Origin of the sequence: Streptomyces sp. MnatMP-M17, from assembly GCF_900091995.1 — a bacterium.
Lineage (GTDB): Bacteria > Actinomycetota > Actinomycetes > Streptomycetales > Streptomycetaceae > Streptomyces.
This window is the reverse complement of record NZ_FMDK01000989.1, coordinates 1-2,857: the sequence shown is the minus strand read 5'-3', so window position 1 is coordinate 2,857 and position 2,857 is coordinate 1. Positions and strand designations below refer to the sequence as shown.

Genomic DNA, 2,857 nt, shown 5'->3' with positions numbered 1-2,857 from the left:
CCGGGGCCCGCCCGAGCCGACCGAGCCCGCTGAGCCCGCCGCGTCGGCCGAGCTCGGCGGTTCCGACGACGTACGCGGTCCTGGCGGGCTGTCCGAGCGGGACCGCGCCGTTCTCGCCGTCGAACGGCGTGGCTGGCCGGGGCCCGGCGCCAAGGAGCGGGCGATCAGGGAGCAGCTCGGTATCTCGCCGACCCGCTACTACCAGTTGCTGGGCGCGCTGCTGGACGATCCGCGCGCGGCGGAACACGATCCCGTGACGGTGAACAGACTGCGCCGGATCAGAGCGGCGAAACGAGAGCACCGCGAGGGCTGAGCTCCGTCGCCGGAGGTCTCAGGCCGACAGGGCCTGGCCGCGGGCCGCCCGGCGCTTTCGTTTCCGTCCGCCGGGCCGTCCGCGCGGATAAGGTCGGAGGCATGGGCAGCAACCCGTACTCCGTCTCCTTGCCGGAACCGACCACTCCCGCCGGCGCCGACGGCCTGGCCGCGCTTCTCGCCCGGCCCGGTGAAGCCGTCGTCGCCCTCGACTTCGACGGCACTCTCGCCGAGATCGTGCCCGATCCCGAACAGGCCCGCGCCCATCCGCGTGCCGTTCCCGCCCTGGCCGCGCTCGCGCCGCATGTCGCGTCCATCGCGGTGGTCACCGGCCGGCCGGCCGGAGTCGCGGTCCGGTACGGCGGCTTCGCCGGAGTGCCCGGCCTGGAGCATCTCGTGGTCCTCGGCCACTACGGCGCGGAGCGCTGGGACGCCGTCAGCGGCACCGTCCGTACGCCCGCTCCGCACGAGGGCGTCGCGGCCGTCCGCGCCGAACTCCCTGGATTCCTGGAGCGGTTCGACGCCTGGCGCGGCACCTGGATAGAGGAGAAGGGCCAGGCGGTCGCGGTTCACACCCGCCGCGCCACCGATCCCAGGGCCGCCTTCGAGGCCCTGCGCGAGCCGCTCGGCGAACTGGCCGCCCGCCACGGACTGATCGTGGAACCGGGACGCCTGGTCCTGGAACTGCGCCCGCCCGGCATGGACAAGGGCGTGGCGCTGCTGGAGTACGTCCGCGAGGTGGGCGCGGGGACCGTCCTCTACGCGGGAGACGACCTGGGCGACCTCCCGGCCTTCGCGGCGGTCGAGAAACTCCGCTCCGACGGCCACCCGGGCCTGCTGGTGTGCAGCGGCTCGGAAGTCCCCGAACTCGCCGAACGCTCCGACCTCCAACTCCCGGGCCCCGCCGCCCTGGCCGACTTCCTGGCGGCACTGGCCCGGGCGATGGACTGACGCCGCGGACTCCCGCCTCTCTCCTGGCCCGTGGGTCAGATCGCGCGCAGCGCTTCCAGTTGGTCCAGGAACCACTGCTGCGGAGGCAGGGCCGTGGCCGACGCGGTCAGGCGTTTGGCGCGTTCGGTGCGTTCGTCCGGTGGCATGGTCAGCGCCTCGTGGAGGGCCTTCGCCGTGGCGGTGATGTCGTACGGGTTCACCGGGAGGGCGTCCTCGCCCATCTCCTCGTACGCTCCCGCCTCCCGCGAGAGCACCAGCGCGCAGCCGCGCTCGGAGATGACGGGAATTTCCTTTGCGACCAGGTTCATACCGTCGCGGATCGGATTGACCAGGGCCACGTCCGCCAGCCGGTAGGCGGCCAGGGAGCGGGCGAAGTCGTCACGGACATGGAGGACGACCGGCGACCAGTCCTCCGTGCCGAACTCGGCGTTGATCGCGTCGGCCACCCGGCCGACCTCGGCGGTGTAGTCGCGGTAGACCGCCAGGTCCTGCCGGGACGGGTAGGCGAAGGCGACATGGACGACGCGCTCGCGCCACTGCGGATGGTCGGCCAGGAGCTGCCGGTAGGAGAGCAGTCCGCGGACGATGTTCTTGGACAGTTCCGTACGGTCCACCCGCGCGATCGTCTTGCGGTCGGTGCCTTCCGGGGTACGGCCGATCTGCTCGCGCAGGGTGACGATCCGTTCGTCCACATCCGGGCGGTGCGCGCGCTCGCGCAGGAAGTCCGCGTCCGTGCCCAGACCGTGCACACCGATCCTGGTGTTGCCCGTCCCGCCCAGCAGCTCCGTACAGCAGGCCGTGAAAGCGTCCGCCCACCGGTGCGTCAGAAAGGCCGCCCGGTCCGCGCCGAGGATGCCGCGCAGAAGCTGGCGGCCGATGTCGTCGGGCAGCAGCCGGTAGTAGTCCACCGGCGCCCAGGGCGTGTGCGAGAAGTGGCCGATCCGCAGATCGGGCCGGAGCGCCCGCAGTATCCCGGGCACCAGCGCCAGGTGGTAGTCCTGCACCAGCACCGCCGCGCCCTCCGCGGCCTCGTCCGCCAGCGCCTCCGCGAAGGCGCGGTTGTACGTCTCGTACGACGCCCACTGCGCGCGGAACTCCGGGCCGAAGGACGGCTCCAGCGGAGTCTGGTAGAGCAGGTGGTGGACGAACCAGAGCGTGGAGTTGGCGACGCCGTTGTACGCGTCCTCGTACACCTCCGGCGCGATTCCCAGCATCCGTACGCGCTGTCCGCCTGTGTCGGCCGGATCGAGCCGGCCGCCCGTACGCCGTACCGCCTCGCGGTCGCCGTCCCCGAGCGCCGCGCACACCCAAATCGCGTCCGCGTCCGGGCCGATGGCCGAGAGGCCGGACACCAGCCCGCCGCCGCCCCGCTTCGGCGCCAGCTCGCCGTCGTCGCGCACGCTGTACGAGACGGGACCGCGGTTGGACGCGACGAGGACCTGGGCCCGGGAGGACGGCTCGGTAACCATGTGCCGAAACCTAGCCCGTCGCGTAAACGCTCAAACGTACGGACGGTGTGGTCTGCGCCCGGACACGGCCCCACGCGTTCTAGCGGCGGCCACTAACGGCGGCCACTAACGGCGGCCACTAACGG

At 72.5% G+C, this 2,857-nt stretch carries 3 protein-coding genes; 2 read left to right on the top strand and 1 reads right to left on the bottom strand.

The window, feature by feature from the left end:
- The first annotated feature begins 88 nt into the window (after positions 1–88).
- Both GA0115259_RS34760 and otsB read left to right on the top strand, forming a co-directional pair.
- Complete coding sequence (locus tag GA0115259_RS34760) at positions 89–313, top strand: DUF3263 domain-containing protein (protein WP_093604284.1); 225 nt, start codon at positions 89–91, stop codon at positions 311–313.
- Positions 314–414: 101 nt separating this feature from the next.
- On the top strand, positions 415–1,263 hold the full coding sequence (otsB, locus tag GA0115259_RS34755; protein WP_093604282.1) for a trehalose-phosphatase: 849 nt from the start codon (positions 415–417) through the stop codon (positions 1,261–1,263).
- 35 nt (positions 1,264–1,298) lie between these two features.
- Here the strand turns inward: otsB and GA0115259_RS34750 are convergent, their stop codons facing one another.
- The gene (locus GA0115259_RS34750) at positions 1,299–2,732 is read right to left on the bottom strand and encodes an alpha,alpha-trehalose-phosphate synthase (UDP-forming) (protein ID WP_093604280.1); all 1,434 of its coding nucleotides are present in this window, start codon (positions 2,730–2,732) and stop codon (positions 1,299–1,301) included.
- Positions 2,733–2,857 lie beyond the last annotated feature (125 nt).